At 74.7% G+C, this 17,719-nt stretch carries 18 protein-coding genes and 1 tRNA gene; 5 read left to right on the top strand and 14 right to left on the bottom strand.

Annotated features, from left to right (window positions below; translation table 11 throughout):
• The 5 genes from AC13HU_RS11255 to AC13HU_RS11235 form a co-directional block, all read right to left on the bottom strand.
• Positions 1-877: NAD-dependent epimerase/dehydratase family protein (locus AC13HU_RS11255; protein WP_483041660.1), on the bottom strand; the 877-nt coding region annotated here is incomplete at its 3' end.
• Between the two features lie 31 nt (positions 878-908).
• Positions 909-1,559: an HAD family hydrolase gene (locus AC13HU_RS11250; RefSeq protein WP_483041659.1), complete on the bottom strand. Its 651-nt coding sequence runs from the start codon at positions 1,557-1,559 to the stop codon at positions 909-911.
• Positions 1,546-3,096, bottom strand: coding sequence for an AMP-binding protein (locus AC13HU_RS11245; protein WP_483041658.1), 1,551 nt, complete (start codon positions 3,094-3,096; stop codon positions 1,546-1,548). Before AC13HU_RS11245 ends, AC13HU_RS11250 begins: the two co-directional genes overlap by 14 nt.
• Positions 3,096-4,238 (bottom strand): acyl-CoA dehydrogenase family protein, encoded by a 1,143-nt coding sequence (locus tag AC13HU_RS11240; RefSeq protein ID WP_483041657.1) that lies wholly within the window; start codon positions 4,236-4,238, stop codon positions 3,096-3,098. Before AC13HU_RS11240 ends, AC13HU_RS11245 begins: the two co-directional genes overlap by 1 nt.
• Positions 4,239-4,298: 60 nt before the next feature.
• Entirely contained in the window at positions 4,299-5,243 is a 945-nt protein-coding gene (locus AC13HU_RS11235; RefSeq protein WP_483041656.1) for an ADP-dependent NAD(P)H-hydrate dehydratase, read from the bottom strand.
• Positions 5,244-5,365: 122 nt separating this feature from the next.
• Here AC13HU_RS11235 and trpD point away from each other — a divergent pair, with 122 nt between their 5' ends.
• Positions 5,366-6,445 (top strand): anthranilate phosphoribosyltransferase, encoded by a 1,080-nt coding sequence (gene trpD, locus AC13HU_RS11230; protein ID WP_483041655.1) that lies wholly within the window; start codon positions 5,366-5,368, stop codon positions 6,443-6,445.
• Between the two features lie 8 nt (positions 6,446-6,453).
• On the opposite strand, the gene AC13HU_RS11225 is transcribed toward trpD, so the two are convergent.
• Both AC13HU_RS11225 and AC13HU_RS11220 read right to left on the bottom strand, forming a co-directional pair.
• A complete protein-coding gene (locus AC13HU_RS11225) occupies positions 6,454-7,332 on the bottom strand; it encodes a hypothetical protein (RefSeq protein WP_483041654.1) in 879 nt (292 codons plus the stop codon).
• Between the two features lie 157 nt (positions 7,333-7,489).
• Positions 7,490-8,029: a transglutaminase domain-containing protein gene (locus tag AC13HU_RS11220; protein WP_483041653.1), complete on the bottom strand. Its 540-nt coding sequence runs from the start codon at positions 8,027-8,029 to the stop codon at positions 7,490-7,492.
• A gap of 176 nt (positions 8,030-8,205) precedes the next feature.
• Here AC13HU_RS11220 and AC13HU_RS11215 point away from each other — a divergent pair, with 176 nt between their 5' ends.
• Positions 8,206-9,657 (top strand): serine/threonine-protein kinase, encoded by a 1,452-nt coding sequence (locus AC13HU_RS11215; protein ID WP_483041652.1) that lies wholly within the window; start codon positions 8,206-8,208, stop codon positions 9,655-9,657.
• A 77-nt stretch (positions 9,658-9,734) separates the two neighbouring features.
• Here the strand turns inward: AC13HU_RS11215 and AC13HU_RS11210 are convergent.
• From AC13HU_RS11210 to AC13HU_RS11185, 6 genes are all read right to left on the bottom strand, one after another.
• Positions 9,735-9,808 (bottom strand) — tRNA-Met (locus AC13HU_RS11210).
• Between the two features lie 39 nt (positions 9,809-9,847).
• Positions 9,848-10,252 (bottom strand): hypothetical protein, encoded by a 405-nt coding sequence (locus tag AC13HU_RS11205; protein ID WP_483041651.1) that lies wholly within the window; start codon positions 10,250-10,252, stop codon positions 9,848-9,850.
• 87 nt (positions 10,253-10,339) lie between these two features.
• Positions 10,340-10,942: an HD domain-containing protein gene (locus tag AC13HU_RS11200; protein ID WP_483041650.1), complete on the bottom strand. Its 603-nt coding sequence runs from the start codon at positions 10,940-10,942 to the stop codon at positions 10,340-10,342.
• A gap of 41 nt (positions 10,943-10,983) precedes the next feature.
• Positions 10,984-11,601, bottom strand: coding sequence for a hypothetical protein (locus tag AC13HU_RS11195; RefSeq protein WP_483041649.1), 618 nt, complete (start codon positions 11,599-11,601; stop codon positions 10,984-10,986).
• On the bottom strand, positions 11,598-12,410 hold the full coding sequence (locus tag AC13HU_RS11190; RefSeq protein ID WP_483041648.1) for a GNAT family N-acetyltransferase: 813 nt from the start codon (positions 12,408-12,410) through the stop codon (positions 11,598-11,600). The genes AC13HU_RS11195 and AC13HU_RS11190 overlap by 4 nt, the downstream gene beginning before the upstream one ends.
• Before the next feature lie 4 nt (positions 12,411-12,414).
• On the bottom strand, positions 12,415-12,738 hold the full coding sequence (locus AC13HU_RS11185) for a WhiB family transcriptional regulator (RefSeq protein WP_483041647.1): 324 nt from the start codon (positions 12,736-12,738) through the stop codon (positions 12,415-12,417).
• 194 nt (positions 12,739-12,932) lie between these two features.
• Between AC13HU_RS11185 and AC13HU_RS11180 the strand changes: the two genes are divergently transcribed.
• From AC13HU_RS11180 to AC13HU_RS11170, 3 genes are all read left to right on the top strand, one after another.
• Positions 12,933-13,184, top strand: a complete 252-nt coding sequence (locus tag AC13HU_RS11180; RefSeq protein ID WP_483041646.1) for a hypothetical protein — start codon at positions 12,933-12,935, stop codon at positions 13,182-13,184.
• An 80-nt stretch (positions 13,185-13,264) separates the two neighbouring features.
• Entirely contained in the window at positions 13,265-14,755 is a 1,491-nt protein-coding gene (locus tag AC13HU_RS11175; protein ID WP_483041645.1) for a 3'-5' exonuclease, read from the top strand.
• Positions 14,756-15,054: 299 nt separating this feature from the next.
• Complete coding sequence (locus AC13HU_RS11170) at positions 15,055-15,549, top strand: hypothetical protein (protein WP_483041644.1); 495 nt, start codon at positions 15,055-15,057, stop codon at positions 15,547-15,549.
• Positions 15,550-15,782: 233 nt separating this feature from the next.
• On the opposite strand, the gene AC13HU_RS11165 is transcribed toward AC13HU_RS11170, so the two are convergent.
• Positions 15,783-17,402: a DUF2637 domain-containing protein gene (locus AC13HU_RS11165; RefSeq protein WP_483041643.1), complete on the bottom strand. Its 1,620-nt coding sequence runs from the start codon at positions 17,400-17,402 to the stop codon at positions 15,783-15,785.
• Positions 17,403-17,719 lie beyond the last annotated feature (317 nt).

The raw sequence follows: 17,719 nt of genomic DNA, 5'->3' as shown, positions 1-17,719 counted from the left end.
GGCGCTCCTTGAGGGTGTCGGCCAGGGCCTGCTCCAGCGGCCGGTGCGTGGCTGGCCCGTACACGCGGGTGAACAGGCCCATGTCCGCGGTGAAGGAGGCGATCTCGTTGGGGCGGGCGGCGGTGTGGGTGATCGTGCCGCGGCCAGCGGCTCGGATGACGGCCTGGGCGAGGTCGCGGACCGAGATCGCGTGTCCGGAGCCGCAGTTGACGACGGGCAGCAGCGTCGGTCCGGCCAGGATGCGGGCCAGGATGGTGACCGCGTCGTCGATGTGGGTGAGGTCCCTTGCCTGGGCACCGTCGCCCTCGATCGTCAGCGGCCGGTCGGCGGCGGCCTCGTCCAGGAAGGCGGGGACGACGGCGTCGGGGTCCTCGTGAGGGCCGAAGGTGTTGAAGAACCGCACGATCCCGAGCTGGCGGCCGGCCTGAAGGCGGGAGCGGTAGATGTCGGCCAGGTGCTCGGTGGCCGCCTTCCCGGCGGCGTACGGGGAGCGGGGAGCGTGTGGGGCGTGCTCGGCGAGCGGGCCGGTCTGCTGGCCGTAGACCTCGCAGGAGGAGGCCAGCAGCAGGCGCCGGGCGCGCGAGGCGGCGAAGGCGTGGATGACGTGCCGGTCGACGGCGACGTTGTGCTCGAACCCGCCGACCTCGAAGCTCTCGGGCACGGACTTGTGCGCGGCCAGGTGCACGACGGTGTCGCAGCCGTCGAGGTCGGCGGGGATCAGGTCGCGGACGTCGCGGACCTGGAGGCCGTCGGGGCGCGGGCGCGGCGAGGTGACCGACAGGTCGTCGACTGCGGTGACGGTGTGCCCGGCGCTGCGCAGCGCGCCGGTGAGGGCGGAGCCGATGAAGCCGGCGGCTCCGGTGATCAGCAGTTCCACAGCAGGGCTCCCTGGGTGTGGGGCGGAAGGATCAGAGGGTGTTCAGGTAGGCCGCGAGGCCGGCGGCGCCCTGGTAGTGGTGGGCGCGCAGGCCCAGGCCGGTCGCGGCGGCGGTGACCTCGGCGATGTCGTCGACCAGGACGAGCCGGCTGCGGGCGACGCCGTGCTCGGAGGCGACGTGGTCGAAGAACGCCGCCTTCGGCTTTGTCGCGCCGATCTCGTGGGAGCAGTGCACGGTCTCCAGGACCGGGAGCTGGTCGCGGTACAGCGCGCGCCAGAAGTCGGCGTGCAGGGTGTTGGTGTTGGAGACGCCGACGATGCGGTGGAAGCGGGCGCGGACCTCAGCGCGGCCCAGAAGTTGGACCAGGTCGGTGTCGGCCCCGTGGTAGATGGCGTTCCAGCCGGCGGCGATCTGCTCGTCGCTCAAGCGGTGCAGGCCCAGGCGCTGGCGCAGGTGGCCGAGGTAGTCGGCGGGGGCGATCTCGCCGCGTTCGAAGGCGTCGAAGGGGCCGTCGATCTGCCAGCGCTCCCGCAACTGGTCGGCATCCATGCCGGCCGCGTCCGCCCATGCGGCGAGCGCGGACAGGAAGCTGTAGCTGAAGAACACGCCGCCCATGTCGACGCACAAGACAGGCCGTTCGGTCTGGTCGGGCTGGTCGGGCTGGGGGTCATGCGGGGACACGGGTGCGCTCCGGGAGGGTGAGGAGGTGGCGGTAGCGATCGGCGATCGCCGTGCGGCGCGGTTTGCCGGTGCTGGTGACCAGCCCGAGGTCGGGCCAGGGCTCAGGCAGGACGCGGACGGCCGCCAGGTCGGACCAGGGCACCTCGCCACGGCGCCGGGCTTCCTCGGCGCGCGCGAGGAGGTCGTCTTCGAGCGCGGCGATCCGCTGCGGGCTCCAGGCGGCGGCGCGGGGGGCGCAGACCAGGGCGACGGCACGCGGCAGGCCGGGGCCGAGCAGGCACGCGGCGGCCACGTCCGGGTGGGTGAGCAGGTGCGCCTCCACCGGCTCGGGGCTGATCATCTCGCCGCGGTCCGTCTTGAACGACGAGGCGAGGCGGCCGGCGAGGTGGAGCTCGCCGTCGGCCGTGACGCGCACGAGGTCGCCGGTGCGCAGCCAGCCGTCGCGGCCGGTGACCGGCCGAAGGTGCGGCCAGCAGTCGACGTACCCGGTCGCCAGGTTCGGCCCGCGCAGCCGCAGCTCGCCGTCGGCGGTGACGTGGAAGTCGACGCCGACCGGCTGGCCCAGCCCCGGCTGCGCCGCGTCGTGGCTGTGGAAGGCCGGGGCGGTGGTCTCCGTCGCCCCGTAGGCGCCCATGATCCGCAGCCCGGTGTGCTGCGTGAGCTCGGCGGCGACCGTCCGGTCCAGGGCGGCAGCGCCGTTGACCGCCGCGCGCACGCCGGACAGCGCCGTACGCAGGTCGGCGTCATGCACACCGTCGGCCAGGCGGGCCCAGACCTGGGGGACGCCCAGCAGCGTGTCCGGCCGGTGGGCGACCAGGTCCTCGGCGACGCGGTCGGGAGTGGAGGCCACCACGGTGGTGCCGTACAGGCACATCAGGGTGTGTCCCATGATCCTTTGGGCGACGTGGGAGACCGGCAGGTAGGCCAGGGTGCGGACCGGCCGGTGGGTCCACTGAGCGCTCCAGGCGCGCACGCCGCGCACCAGCGCCGCGTCGCCGAGGACGGCCGAGCGCGGGGCGCCGGTGGTACCGGAGGTGAAGACGACCGCCGCGGCTTGCTCCAGCCGGGCCGCGGCCCAGCGGCGGGCAACCGCCCGCCACTGCACCGGCGTTCCGGTCGGCCGGTAGCCGGCCTCGTCCACCCGCAGCAGGAGCGTGCCGGTCCGCCGGACGGCGTCGGCGAGCGGATCGCTGCCCGCCGTGTCAGTGGGTGGGGCAGTGGTGTCGATGACGGCGGCCGGGTCGAGGACCCGCCACACCGCGGCCAGTTGCTGCCCGGTGAGGTCGGGCAGGACCGCGGGCACGCCGCCGGCCAGGAGCACCGCCAGGTCGGCGACGCTGAACAGTGGGGTCGGCCCGGTGCGCAGCAGCACCACGCGGCCGGCCACCTGGGCGCGGGCGCGAAGCTGTTGGGCCACCGCCAGGGCGCGGCCGAGGACCTGGTCGAAGGTCCAGACGGTGCCGTCGAGGTCGACGGTGGCGGGCTGCTCGCCGGGCTGGCCGAGGAAGCACTGCAAGATCCGGTCCCGGTCGGCCATCACAGGTCCTTCGCCGCGGCCGTGGTCAGCTCGTACGCGCCGGCGAGCTGGCGGCCCCGGTGGGCGACCAGGGCGTGGCGGGAGATCGTCACGGCGTCGCGCCAGCAGCCCTCCAGGCCGCTGGCGCGGTGGACGGCCGCGGTGCCGGCGGCGTCGAACAGGTCCCGGCACACGTGCTCGGCGGCCTCGGCCATCTGGCAGCAGGCCGAGCGCAGCAGCGCCCGCACGTCGTCGGGCACCTGCCCGGCCAGGGCGCTGTTCCAGGCGGCTGTGGTGGCGCTGTCCAGCAGGGCGGTCGCGGCGCGCAGCCGGCCGTCCGCGCGGGCGAACGCCGCCTGGGCCATCGGCTGTTCGGCGAGCGTGCCGACCGCGTGCCGGGTGTGGGAGCGGGCGGCCAGCCGGGAGAAGGCGTTCAGGGCCCGCTCGGCGGTCGCCTGCGCCACCGCGGCGATGCACCCGGCCATCAGCCCGTAGAGCGGGTAGCGGAACAGCGGCGCGTCGACGTGGGGCTCCTCGGTCAGGCAGATGCCGTGTTCGAAGGGCACGTCGGTGGCGCAGGCCACGGTGAAGGAGGCGGAGCCGCGCAGGCCCAGGGCGTCCCAGTCCTCCTCGATCGTCAACTGACGGCGCGGGACCAGCCACCAGCGGGTGGCCGCCACACCGTCGTCCGGACCGTGCACGGGGGCGGCGAGCGCGGCCAGCGTCATAGCCGGGGCCCCGGTGACCAGCGGCCAGCGGCCGTTCAGGCGGACACCCCCCTCGTGCTGCTCGGTGGAACCGACGGGCAGGGAGGATCCGGCGATCACCGGGCGGGAGCCGGCCAGGCCCAGGGCGATCGCAGGGTCGAGGCGGGAGAGGAACGCGCCGGCCGGGGCGTGGATCGCGGCGACCCACCCGGCCGCCGGGTCTGCGGCCGCAACCAGGTGCACCGCGTCCAGGATGCGCGGCACCGGCCACTGAAGTCCGGCGCACTGGGCGGGCACCGCGACGCGCGGCACCACGGACTCGGTCACCGCCCGCCACACCGTCGGGTGCAGCGTGCCGTGGCGCTCCCCGTGCTCGCGGTGCTCGGCAGCCAGACGGCAGAGGGCTTCCAGGGTCTGCTCTCCGGCGGGGGCGGGGTGTTCTTGGACAGCGGTCATCACGATCTCCACTCGGAATCTGGAACGACGAAGCGGGTGTGGGGGCGGCCGGGACCGCGGTCAGGCCGGACGGTCGGGCGCGCCGACGGCGGCGGTCAGCAGGTCTCGCAGGGCGGTGGCGACCGCGACCAGGAGGTCCTTCGAGAGCCAGCCCGGGCCGACCTCGGCGGCCAGCGCGGCGCCAGCGGTGCCCACCAGGTGGCAGGCCAACCCCGCGGCGTCCGCGGCCGGGAGCCTCTGGGCGAGCAGGCCGGCCGCGACGCCGGCCAGCACGTCACCGGTCCCGTGGCGGGCCAGCCCCGGATGCCCGGCCGGCACCTGCCAGGCCCGGGTGCCGTCGGTGATCCGGTCCACGTCCCCCTTGGCCACCACGACCGCCTCCATCTCGCGGGCCAGCCCGGCCAGCCGCACCGCGTCGGGAGCGGCGTCGCGGCCGGGCGGCCAGGAGCCGGGCAGCAGCGCGCGGGCCTCGTGGCGGTTGAGGAGGACCAGGTCGGCGCCCAGCGCCCGGATGCGGCACCGGGCCGCGGGGCCGCCGCCGAGCGACCCGTCGACCACCAGCGCCGCGGACCGGTCCTGCCAGCGGGCCTCGACCAGGGCGTCGAGGACCTGGCCGGCCTGCGGGCTGCCGCCCAGGCCCGGGCCGACCAGCCACACCAGCCGACCGCGGGCGCCGTCCGCCGTCAGGCGCTCGCCGATGCGGGCCGACAGCTCGGCGACCGTTGCCACGGCGGCGGCGTCCAGCTCCGGGCCCGGCACCCCGATCAGGTGCGCCTCCAGCACGACGTGCGCGGCTGCCGGTCCCGGCGGCGCGGCGATCCGCACGCCGTGCACCCCGGTGCGGCGCGCGGCCAGGCCGGCCAGGAACGGCGGCGCGGCATAGGCGCGCGAGCCGCCGATCACCAGCACCAGCCCGCCGTCGCCCTTCACCCCGCCGCCGGCCACCGCAGCCGCGCGCTGTGCCGCTGCCCGCGCGGCGGCCTGGTCCACGGTCACCGCGTCCACGCCATCGCCCCCGTCCCGGCGAACCCCCGGTGCACGCGCCCGCGACTCGCTAGGCTCGGAGCCCGAAGCAGACCGTCGGCCCGGCGCGGCGAGCGCCCGCGGGCCGCACCGAGGAGAACCCTGTGACCGCACCCGCCGTCCGCACCTGGCCGCAGCTCCTCGCCACGCTCCTGCGCGGCGAGGACCTGACCGCGGACGACACCCGATGGGCCATGGGCGAGGTCATGAACGACGCCCACGAGCCCGCCGCCTTCGCCGGGTTCCTCGTCGCTCTGCGTGCCAAGGGCGAGACCGCCGCCGAGATCTCCGGCCTCCTGGACGCCCTGATGGACCGGGTCGTGCCCCTGCCGGTCGAGGGAACGGATGTCGTCGACATCGTGGGCACCGGCGGCGACGGCGCGCACACCGTGAACATCTCCACCATGGCCGCGGTCGTCACGGCCGCCGCCGGCGCACCGGTAGTCAAGAACGGCGGGCGCTCCGTGTCCAGCAAAGCCGGCTCCGCCGACGTCCTGGAGGCCCTCGGAATCCCCCTGTACCTGGGGCCGGAGCAGGTCGCCCAATGCCTGGGCGACCTGGGTATCGCCTTCACCTTCGCCCCGGCCTTCCACCAGGGCCTCAAACATGCCTCGCCGGTCAGGCGCACCCTGGGCGTGCCCACCGCGATCAACTACCTGGCGCCGCTGACCAACCCGGCCCGCCCCGGTGCGGCCCTGGTGGGCTGCTCGAACCTCGCGCTGGCCCCCGTCCTGGCCTCCGTGCTCGCCGAGCGCGGCGCAAGCGCCCTGGTGGTCCGCGGCCACGACGGCCTGGACGAGATCACCACCGCCGCACCCACGGACGTGTGGACGACCACGGCGGCGGGCGGCGTGACGCGGACCTCGTTCGACACCCTCCGCTTCGGGCTGGGCCGACCCGCGCCGGACGCGCTGCGCGGCGGCGACGCCGCCTACAACGCGAAAGCCGTGCACACCATCCTCTCCGGTGCTCCCGGCGCGGCCCGCGACGCGGTCCTCGCCAACGCAGCCGGCGCCCTGGTCGCCCACCGCGGCGTCGTCACCGACGCTGCGGTGTTTGAGGACGCCTTCGCCGAAGGCCTGGACCGGGCGCGCGCCGCGGTGGACAGCGGCTCCGCCGCCACGCTGCTGGAGCGGTGGGTCAAGCTCGCCACCACGCTGTCCGAGCAGTCCGAGCCCCGCTGACACGCCGTTCACCGCACCGACCCGTCGTTCAGCAGCGGGGCCCGGCGCGACCATGCGCGGACCGCGGCCCACCGCTTCGCCACGCGCGGGTCGGCCACGTCGCGGACCAGCGCAGCGAACGCCTCCCCCCGCTGCTCCGGCACCCGCCCGACGACCCCGGCCGGGTCCGCGGAGCATCCGGGGTAGGCCGCCTGCACCGCCGCGAGGGGTGCGTCGAGCACCGGGGCCCCGGCCGGGCTGCAGGCCCAGGCGGAGGCCACCAGCTCTGCCCGCTCCCGCCACGGCAGGAATGCCGCGAGCTCCCGGACGACGTCGAGCGGGTCGTCGCTGGTGTGCACCATCGTCAACAGGCGGTTCGGGCTGCCGGCCACCGACCGCAGCGAGTCCGCGGCCCGGCCCACGGGGTCGTTGCGGCCCTTGAGCTGCGTCAGTCGCCGCGCCGGGTCGCCGTTCGGGTGCCGGTAGAGGACCAGCAGGCCGGGCCCCATCGCCGCCATGGCCTCCAGCAGCAGCAGGCGCTCGGCGGTCGCCCGTGTCAGCTGCCACCACCACAGCGCCCGCACCCCGCCCCGGTCCAGGCGCACCGGGCACGCGCCGACCGGGACGAAGCCATCGGCGGCGATCCGCTCCAGTACGTCCCAGGCCGCTCCGGCCGCGATCACGTCCGGTCGCAACCACAGCAGCCCGGTCTCACAGGCGAAGCGCAGCGCTCCGCCTTCGCCCAGCACCCCGACGAGCGTCGCCCAGCCCTCGCGCAGCAGCGGATCCGCGAGGTTCTGCGCGGCCTTCGCCGGCTCCCCCGTGAGACGGTCCGCAGGAGGTTCGGGCATATCACCCCATGCGGTGACCTGGCCGGACACGCCGGTCTCCTCCACACGCGCAGTCACTGCAACGCCCTCCCCTGCCGTCCACACGCATTCCTCAAGCCCGACCAGCACACCGCGGCCGGAACGAGCGGCACAGAGGTCACTGGCGTGAAGAGGCGTGAACAGGAGGCGGAATCGTGAAGTGGCGTGAAACCCCGATCAGTGCCGAAGTCACCTGCTACAAGGGCCCGTCCAACCGGCGTCCGCCGGCTTCGGCGCCTTGGCCGGCGCGCACGGTGGCGAGCCAGCGGTTGTAGGCGAGCTGGTAGCGGCGGCCCGCCTGCGGTGAAGGGAGCACCGGCAGCCGCGGCTCGGGCGCGCAGTCACCCGCCCGCCACACCGGGCCGACCGGGGCGTAGGCGGGCGCCGTCGGCTGTTCGCCGTCCCAACTGGCCACGGTCAGCCCGGCGGACGCAAGTGCCGGGTCGTGGGTGGCGTCGACGAGCACCCACCGGTGTGCGCGCCGCACCTCAAGAGCGGTGTGGACGTCGAACGGCGTCGGCAGGAGCGCGACTTCACGCGGCTGCTCGGGCAGCCGGTACAACCAGCGCACCAGGCGGGCGTCGATCTGCAGGCTGTGGAAGGCGGCCACGAGGAACTGGGCCTTGGCCACGCAGTTCCCGCGCCCTACGGTCATCAACTCCTCGCCGGTGGTGGCGCCGTCCGTCGCGTACGGCAGGTCCCGCGCCCGCGTGAACACCTCGATCAAGGGGTCCATGCCCAGCCTCCCAGGTCGCGTACCGGCAACGTCCAGGAGTCCGATCGCGTTGGCGGCGCCCGGGTGGCTGCCGGCTGTTTTCGTACGCTGCCGTTCGGCATCGGTCAACCGTGGGATGCCGCAGGGGACATCCCCCTGGTCCTTCAGTTTCAGGATGTAGCAGGGAGTTGATCGAAATGGGCGGCGCCACGCTGGCGGGCCGGTACCGGCTGGTGGGCCAGCTGGGGGCCGGCGGGATGGGCGAGGTCTGGAGCGCGGTGGACGAACGGCTCGGCCGGCGGGTCGCGGTGAAGCTGCTCGCCCGGCCCGGCGATGCGGCACTGGCGGCGCGGCTGCGCCGCGAGGCGAAGGCGGCGGCCCGGATCAACGACCGGCACGTCGTGGCCGTGCACGATGTCGGCGAGGCCCAGCTCGAGGGCCAGGCGGTGGTGTACCTCGTGATGGAGCTCGTGGAAGGCCGCCCGCTCGACCAGGTCGCGGCGGCGAGCCGGCCGGCGGTCTCGGACGTCGTGCGCTGGGGGCTGCAGATCTGCGCCGGCCTGCAGGCCGCACACGCGGCCGGCGTGGTGCACCGGGACATCAAGCCCGCCAACATCCTGCTCACCGCCTCGGGCGAGGTAAAGCTGTGCGACTTCGGGATCGCCCGCGACGCCGATGCCGTCGGGCACACGCTGACCGGCGTCGGCAACGTCGTCGGCACCCCCGCCTACATGTCCCCCGAGCACGCCCGCGGTGAGGCGGTCAGCCCCCGCAGTGACCTGTACGCGCTCGGCTGCGTGCTGTACGAACTGCTCACCGGCGCGCCCCCGTTCCGGGGGGAGGGATGGCAGGTGCTGGGCCAGCACGCGAGCCGGGAGCCCGCGCCGGTGCGGGAGCGCCGCGCTGATGTGCCCGCTCCCCTCGGCGCGCTGGTGGCGGCCCTGCTCAACAAGCAGCCGCGACAGCGCCCCGCCTCCGCCGCCGAGGTCGCCGAGCGGCTTCGGGGCACTGCGGCCACGGCGGAGGAGACGGCCCTTGACGCCGGTGCCGCGGGCGCGCCTGCCCTGCCGTCGGCGGCGGGCCGGCCGAGCGGCGGCACCGGGGTGGCGGGACGCGCCGGGGTGCTGGACGCGGTGGTGGTCGGCGGGCAGCTGGTGCTCTTCAGTCCGCTGCCACTGCCCGCCGCCGCGGCCCTGGGGGTCGTGGCGGGCGGCGTGGTCGGGGCCGGGTATGCGCTGGAGACGCGGCAGGAGGCTGCCGGCGCGGCCTCGCAGGAGGCGCTGCCATTGTCGGCGGTGGGCGTGCTCTTGGCGCTGGTCATCGCCGCGGCGGTGATGGTGGGCCTGCTCGCGGGGAGCCCGGCGCCGTGGTGGGCGGCGGTGCTGGCCGGCATGGTGACCGGGCCGGTGCTGGTCGGGTGCGCGGCCGCGATCCGCTGGGCGGTCGAGGTGGGCGTCGTCCGCGGCTCCCTGCACGCCGATGCCGCCTGCACCGCGGGCATGCTCAGCGCCGTGGTGACCGCCGCCCTCGTCGCGACCGGGGCCCATGTCCCGGTGCTCGTCACGCTCCTGGCCGGCGCGGGGACCTGGGCGGTCATCGCTGGGGCGGCCGCGGTGGTGCTGCCCGGGCCCCGGGCGGTGCGCCCGTAGCGGCGGTCCAGGTTCGTTCTTCCCGCACAACGACCCGTCCCCCGGCGCGTGGGCGCCGGGGGACGGTGTGTCTTCAGTAGCGGGGACAGGATTTGAACCTGCGACCTCTGGGTTATGAGCCCAGCGAGCTACCGAGCTGCTCCACCCCGCGTCGTTGTGCCCTGACTCTACGGCATGGCGCGGGGCGTTCCTAACGGATATGGCCGTGGTGGGGTGAGGGGCTGATGTGCCGGGCCAGGGCCATGGCGGCGCATTCGATCTCGCGCTCGATGGGGCTGCGGTGGTCCGGCGTCCCGTCGCGGTCTCCCGGCTCGCGGTACAGCGCGCGGGCCGCGCCGCGGCAGATGAGGTGGGTGCGGTGGGCGCCGGTGGCGTAGCGGGTGACGCGGATGGCGAGAGCGGCGCCGGGCCAGTGCTCCAGGGCGCCGTTGACGACGGGCTCGTCCGTGGGCACGACCAGCAGCGGGCGGCCGACGCGCCGGCCGACGAGAGCGAGGAGTCCGGCGATGTCAGTCCGGTACGGCAGGTGCAGCTCGTCGACGACGCGGCGGGCCCAGTCCTGCTCGGCCGCGGCCGGGTAGGGGGTCGATCTCAACGGGGCGCCTCCTCGAATGCGCTGACGGGAGGCGCTCCATCCTGCCACCGGCGACGTGCTTCCTGGGCCGGGGGGATGGGCGGGGTGCTACTCGGAGCGCAGGGCGTGGGCGTAGCGGGCCCGCAGCGGCTCGAGGTCGGGATCGCCGAACGCGGCGCGCAACTCGGCGAAGGTCTCTTCCTTGTCCGCGCCGAAGCGGGCGATATCGCGGGCGTAGGCGTCGGGGGTCAGGAAGGAGGGCGGGGAGGCCTTCGTGTGGAACTTGTCGGCGTACATCACCAACTTCTCCTCGCGGGTGACGGCCGTGTAGTCGCCGGGCGGGATGGGCAGGTACTGGCGTTCGATGTCCTGGCGGGTCAGGCCGACGCCGGTGTGGCACGAGCAGATGCGGGCGATCTGCTCGTGCCAGCCTTCGGCCTTGAGGATCGCGTGGCCGGCGACGCCGTGCCGGATATAGGTGCCGGGTGTGATCGTGCCGTCGGGCCGGTAGAGGGTGTAGACCCCGATGTCGTGGACGAGGGCGCCGATGCGCACCAGGTCGTGGTCGACGTCGAGCCGGCCTCGGTCGGCCAGGTCCAGGGCGAGCGCCGCGACGATTTCGCAGTGGGTGTGAATGAGCTCCAACGCCGCAGGTGTCGGGGCGTGTTTGGTGTGCAGGGCGCGGGCGTCCTCGACTGTGGGCCAGGTCACGCCGTGATCGTACTGCTGTCGGTCCCGCCCGGATCCGGGGTTCATCCGGTTTGGCGCTGGAGGGCGTAGGTCCGCTGCCGGGGGAAGTGCGTGACGGTGAAGCGGTGCTGGACGAAGGCGCCGGCTGCCGCCGTGATCGCGGGCAGCATCCGCTCCTGGGCCTTCACGACGACACCGGTCTCCTCATACCAGCGCACCCGGCCCTGGGTGAGGCGGGCGGAGACCAGCCGCGCGGTGTGGCAGCGCCACCCGGTGGTGTTGTGCGCTCGAAGGAAGGCCGCGGCCTCCTCGGGCAGGTGCTCGCGGGCGTCCGGGCCGTAGCCTTCGCGCAGCCCGAGGCCCACCAGGACCTCGGTGCCGCCCGGCGACGGGTTGCCGAGCACCCTCCAGCCGGTCGCCGTGGACAGCGCGCGCACCGCGGCATGGCAGGCCGCGATGCCCGGGGTGCCGTGCGTGCGGCTGGGGTCGCGGTAGAGCAGCATGTCGGTCACGGCCGCGGCCCGTCCCGACACGAAGGCGGCCGCCGGCCAGCCGGTGGTGCGGGTCACATCGGTGAGCGCGTGCCGAACCCGCTCGAGCGGGACCGCGTCCGGCAGGCGCAACGCCGCCGTCCAGGCACCGTCGGCGGCAGCGACCTCGACGTACGGCGTGTCGGTCACCGGTCGGCGTGGTCGGCGTCGCCGAGCCAGGCGATCCAGCCGCCGTCGTCGGCCCGGCCGAGGTGGGGCTCCTCGGGGTCATGGTCGGCGGTGCGGGCACAGATCCGCCCGTGGGCGCCGTGGCGGGCGGGACACGTCCGTATCAGTTCTTCGAAGTCGAGGGCTGACAGGTCCTCGGGCAGCGCTGCTCCCATGGCGGTGGCCCGCATCTGCGCGCCCCGGCGGCGCTCCACCTCCTCCCGGCGGCTGTCGTGCAGCCGCGCCCAGCGCGCTGCGGAGTCCTCGCCGTCCGGGGAGTAGAGGCACTGCTGCTCGTCGAACTCCACGAATTCGTCGAGCAGCACCATGCCCACCGACTCCAGCAGGCTTCGGGAGCGGCGGTTGGCCTGCTGGGTGACGGCGACGAGGGGGCCGGCGTCGGGGGCCGCCCGGTCCCACCACTGGATGGCGGCGCCCGCGGCCTCCTGGCCCAGCCCGCTCCCCCAGGCAGAGGGCAGGAGCTGGTAGGACAGCTCGGCCCGGCCCTCGCAGCGGTGGTCGGGGGTGATCGTCACCAGGCCGATCGCCTCCGCGCCGTGGGCGGGGACAATCGCCCAGGTCCCTGGTGTGCGGGGGTACTCGCGCTGTCGCCGGGCCACCCGCTGCGCGCTGGCCGGCCCGCCGAGGTGGGCTCGGACCTGAAGGTCGGTCAGCAGCGCCGCGACGATGGGCGCGTCGTCCGCGGTGACCGGCCTCAGCAGCAGACGGGCGGTGCGCAGTTCGGCAGGCCACTGGCGCTCAAGGGCGGCGGGGACGGAGACGAGCGCCACCGGGTCAGCCCGCCACTGCCAGCGGTTCTGGCCCGCCGCCGACAGCTGCGCCGTGGGCGTGAGCGGCGCGGGCCGCCTCCAGCAGGCGGCGCCACGAGGTGACGTTCGGCCGCCGTCTGAGCAGCGACCGCCGCTCCCGCTCGGTCATCCCGCCCCACACGCCGAACTCGTAGCGGTTGTCGAGAGCCTCGGCCAGGCATTCGGTCCGGACGGGACAGCCGAAGCACACCGCCTTGGCACGGTTCTGGGCGGCTCCCTCCACGAACAACGCGTCGGGGTCCACTGACCGGCACGCCGGCCGCTCCCCGGTGGTATCCGCCTCCCGCACGGCCGCGCCCCCTTCTCCCGCGCTCCCCTCAAGCGGCCGACCGGCGGCGGTAGGCCGAGAGGGTGACTCTACGGCTCGCGGGCGCGGCGGCGGTACTGTCGCTGCGTCGCCGTCACGCTTTCGGGTGATCCGCGGCGATCGAGTCACCCCGCGCCCTAGGGTGGCGACGTGTTCCCGCTCGGATTGGAGATCCCGTGACCGGCCCGGCCAAGGCCCCCTCCCCCGCTGCCGAGGACCGGCCCGCGGCGGCCCGCTGGCGGCGGTGGGCGCTGCTGTTCGGCCTGCCCAGCGCCGCCATCGCCCTCATCGCGGCCTGGCTCATCCGCCCGAACGGCCTCGCCTCCACCGTGGTGGTGGTCGTGATCGCACTCGGCGCGCTGGCCGTGTTCGTCGCCACCATGCCGCGCCGGGCCGGGCGCACGGACGCCGGCACCGGCTCCGCCTGACACCGAGCCGGTGCGGACACCGCGCACCGGGTTGTCGGTGGGTCTTGCCATGCTGGTCAGGTCATGGTGCGGGAGGTGCGATGAGCGAAACCCGGGGGCGTGAACGAGTGCTGCACGCCGGGCTGGTCGCCAGCAGTGCGGCCGTCGTGCTGAGCGAGGTGCTCGGCGGCGACCAGGTGGCGGCGGACGACGTGGACCGGCTGGCCGAGGAGGGACTGCTGCCCGACGTCGGGCAGCTGCGGGGGCGGGCCCTGTACGAGGGGTCCGTCTGTCGCGAGCCGGGCCCGCAGCTGGTGGACCGGCTGCGGGCCGTGGTCGCCGAACGTGTGGAGTGGACCGCCGCCTCGGTGACTGTGCGCGAAGCCGCGGTGCTCTGCGCTCTGCGGCCCTCCCAGTTCGAGGCCGCGGCCTCGGATGCGGGCCTGCGTCCGGGACGGCGGGGGCGGTGGGGGCGTTCCGCGGTGGAGGCCTTCGCCGAACAGCAGGCCCCGCGGGTACGGACCACGAGGACGCTGGGCCCCGAGCAGAGCGCCCGGATGCTCTCCATCCGCCGCAGAGAGCTGGACTACCTCGTCGAGGCCGGCCTGCTCGTGCCCGCCGGCCGGAACGCTGAGGGCACTGTGCAGTTCGCCGTCGGCGCGCTGGAGGCCGTCGCCGCCCTGCCGCTGGAGTGGGAGCGGGCCTCCGCTGCCGCGCCGCGCCGTCCGTCGCCGTGGGCAGAGCTGGCCGGGCCCGCCCCAGAGCGCGCCGCCATGGTCACCGCGTTGGTCGACCGGCTGCGGTCGGCCGGGGTGCAGGCGTGGGCGCGGCACAGCCGGGTCGCGGACCGCTGGACGGTGGACTGGGCGCCGCTGCCGTCCGGCGGGCCGTACGCGGGCGAGGTGGCCGCCCTCCTGCCGGGCCGGCTGGCCCGAGCCCTTCAGGCACGCCGTCTGGTCCTGCTCGGGCCGGTCGGGCAGACCATGCACTGGGCGCACGCGATGACCCGGCCAGGCGCGGCCGTGGTGATCGACTGCGAGTCGACCGGGCTGCAGGCCGACGCGCGGGTCGTGGAGGTGGCGGCGGTGGATGCCCACGACAGCCGGCTGCTGTTCGAGTCCCTCGTCCACCCGGGCACCCGGATTCCCGCGAAAGCGACCGCCATCCACAAGATCACCGACTCGATGGTCGCGCACGCCCCCTCCTGGGACCGGGTAGTGCAGCAGCTGGCCGCCGCCGTCGGCGGTCCGAAGGTCCTGCTGGCCTACAACTCCTCATTCGACTCCGGGCTGATCCGGTCCGACAGCCTCCGCGTCGGGGCGGACGCCGGGCGGTTGGCCTCCCCCGCCGCCTGGGAGTGCCTGATGAAGAAGCGCTCGGTCTGGCGGAGCACCCGCAGCCGGCTCAAGCTGGGCGGCGGCCACCGGGCGCGCGGCGACGCGGAGGCGGCGCAACGCCTCCTGCACACTCTCACCCAGCCTCCGCCCGGAGCCCTCGACGCCCCGCCGATCCGGACGGCTACGGCTTCTCCCGCTTCGCGAACACTGGTCTCCTACAGTCCGGTTGAGGCCGTCGGCCCGGTCGCTTCGTGATCCGCCGGGATGTTCCACGGCTGGCCCAGGACCCAGGCAGTGGCCGGAGCCGCACGGACGGCGGACCGGCGCGGTTCCCGCTGCTTGCCGATCCGGCCCTGGCTGCTGACCCAGCCGTAAGAACCCGCCGCCCGCGCCGGAGCCGCTGCACCGCCGCGGCCGAACGGCACTGCCTGGCCCGACCGACGGCCGACCGGGCGTCCACACCGCCGAGCGGTCGCGCAGCCGACCCGCTGCCAGGCCGTGCTGCCGCACCGGTGGTGCTCCTAGACTCCGCGCAAGCTTGGGAGACCGATGTCATGACGACGACCACTACGGCCGCGGTCCCTTCGGAGTACCACCTCCGTCTCGCGGGCAAGGACGCCGGCGCCCGCGCGATTCTGGTGTGCGAGCGCTATCCCCGGCACGCGACGGCATGGCATACCTCAGTCGAGCTGGCCTACGCGCTGGCCCTCGCGGAGGACTCGTCTCTGGCGCCCGACACGGACGCGCTCCGTACGGCGCTCGCGCCGCGAACGGCTGCCGCGCTGGCCGCTGCCGACACCATGTACCGGCCGCTGGACGAGGCCGCATATGCCGTCACCGGGCTACTGCCCGCACAGGCGCACGACCGGATGGACACCTACCTCGCCCGGGCCGAAACACCCTCCGGGGTGCCGCTGCCCTCCGCCGTGCACACGATCATCGAAGGCCGCCTGCCCAACCCGCTCTCCGACTACAGCGACCCCCGGGGCCACGGCCTGGCGGTGGCCCGGGGCATCCTGGCCGATCAGCTCGGCATCCCGGCCGACTGATTGCACGTCACGAAGGGCGCTGGAATTCGCCGAAGGCGGGCCCTTCCTGATTCTCCGGACGCAGCACGCCGTCGGCGCTACTTCCGGCTGGTGGCCCGTGACCTGCTCATACAGGGCACAGGAACCGGCACGTGACAACCGCGCCACCCCCCGGCCCGGCCTGTCCGGGCACGCGACGGCCCGCCGGCTCGAGTCCTCGAACAGGAGGGGCCGACCACCAGCGCCCGGACGGACTACGCCCTGGATAACGAGCGGGCGCCCGCCCCCTCCCCGGCCTGCTGCTTCTGCCAGGCCACGTCCAACTGCTCCCGCTCCTGGCGCACGACAATCGGGCCGTGCTTGCGCTCCAGCGCGGCGTACTGGGTACGTCCGGACCCATCGCCCTTATAGCCTGCCCACTTACCCAGGTCCTGGCGCGTCAGCTCGACGCCCGCCGCCTGGTGCGCGAGGTAGATCCGCTCGGCACGCTGCCTCTTCGACTCGCCCTCCGGGGCAACCCCCAGATCGACCTTCGGCCGTTCCGCACCGTCGCTAGCCTGCTGGTCGTCCGGCTTCTCGTCGTCCTCCGGGTCGTACTCCGGCTCCGCCTCCCCCACAAACTGTTCCCCACGCTGCCCGGCCTCCACCTCGCCCGCAGCGCTCGGCGGCGGCTCCTCGCGCCGGCCCGACGCACCGGCCTCTGCGAGCTTCTCCCCGCCGGGCGACCCGGGCGCGGCATCCTCCTTACCCGTCCAGGTCCCGGCGGGATCCTCCGCCGCAGGGGACACACCGGCCACGGCCGTGCTGACCGGGTCAGGGCCGACCGCCTCCGGCCCTGCTGCCGACTGCATGACGTGCGGAGACGGTTGCGGACGGCCCGGCACCGGGGCCAGGAGCTGCTCAGCCGTGCCGACGCCCGACGTCGTCAGACCCGCAGCCGCGCCGACAGGCCCGCCAGGCGGCGCCGGCGCGACCGATGCCGCCGGTGCCGGTGCCGGTGCCGGTGCCGGTGCCGGTGCCGGTGCCGGTGCCGGTGCCGGTGCCGCAAAAGGCTGCGCACCGGCCCCGGGATCAGCGAACGCCGACGCCTGGAGCCTCTCGGGCTCCAGCACGCTCCCCGCCGCTGCCCCCGCCTCGCCCGCCAGCAGATCCACCCTCGGTACCGGCCGCCCGATCCGGGCCCGGCGCAGCGGCCGCAGCTCCGCCAGCGACGCCTTACTGCGCCAGCGCCACCCGTGCAGGGTGCGCAGGTCCTGCCGCAGCTCCCGCTTGGCCTGGTAGTACTCCAGGGCGACCGAGTACTCCCGTATCTCCCACAGCTTCATGCTCCGCCAGATGGCGAACGTCGACAGCGGCGCAAGGAACCACCGGGAGACCCGGATGGTGTCCATGTACTCGTTGTTCTCGATCGCCGTCGCCTGGGCGATCGCATGGCGGACCGCTTCGGTCACCGAGATGTACAGCAGCGGGATCGTCGCGTGCATCGAGGCGCCCAGCACGTCAGGCCACGAGGAGGCCGCGTTGAAGCTGATGGTCGCCGCAGTCAGCAGCCAGGCGATGTAGCGCAGCAGCGGGAACCGCAGACCCACCCACGTCAAGGCCAAGTCCAGCGACAGCAGCACGCTGATGCCCAGGTCGACCCCCAGCGGGAAGACCGGCGCGAACCAGCCGAAACCCTTCCGCACCGCGAGCGAGTGCACCGCCGCGTACGAGCCGACGAACCCGATCGCGGCGATCGCCAGCGACCCAGCGCCGATCAGCCCGAACAGCGCCTTGCGCCCCTTCGTCCACCGAACGGCCCGCCGCCTACCCGGCGACGGGCCGCCGGCTATCGGCGGCTCCTGCACAGCGATGCCGGCCGGCCCCAAGGTCATGCTGCTCCCCTTCGTCGATCGCGCCCGAACGCGGACACCCGATACAGGTGCGACCGGCGCCCTCGGTGTGACACGAATCGACCTCCGCCTTCCTCCGAGCCGCCCCAGTGAATCAGAACGGTATGAACGACGAAGTCTATGAGCCACCCGATTTCCGTCCACCCCCTCCCCCGCCGGCAGGCTCGCCGAAAAGATCACAGGTCACAGGCCCGAACGACGCCCACACCTCGTCCCTTATGCTTCACCAGGACCGGCAGCCATGGCCGGAACACGTCCACTACCGCCTCGGGGAGCATCCGGATGACCGTGGTCACCAC

Source organism: Streptomyces sp. NH27, assembly GCF_056859195.1.
The sequence above is the reverse complement of the archived record's forward strand: the minus strand, read 5'-3'. Positions and strand labels throughout refer to the sequence as shown.